This is a genomic window from Shewanella electrica, assembly GCF_022321485.1.
Taxonomy (GTDB): Bacteria; Pseudomonadota; Gammaproteobacteria; order Enterobacterales; family Shewanellaceae; genus Shewanella; species Shewanella electrica.
Genome location: NZ_JAKOGG010000525.1, coordinates 1 through 252, shown reverse-complemented (window position 1 = coordinate 252; position 252 = coordinate 1). Strand labels below are relative to the sequence as shown.

Genomic DNA, 252 nt, shown 5'->3' with positions numbered 1-252 from the left:
AGGTGCAAAGAAGTAACCTACGAAGATGGCAACGGTTTGCAAAGTATTGATAGTTGAAGTTATTCCCCGCAGAATATGCAAAATATTGTTCAAATAAATTGGTACATATTGGATAAATAAACCGGCACCTAATTGAACGGCACATAGATATAGTACCCAGACAACCGTTTTATAGTTAACAAGACGCTTGTAGGTTGCCATCTTTTCTTGCATGGTCTTTTTATCGCCCTTACTTTCAACCGAACGATAATC

At 37.7% G+C, this 252-nt stretch carries 1 protein-coding gene; it reads right to left on the bottom strand.

The genetic code is table 11. The features are described from left to right. Window positions 1-252: hypothetical protein (locus L9G74_RS21390; RefSeq protein ID WP_238898825.1), on the bottom strand; the 252-nt coding region annotated here is incomplete at both ends.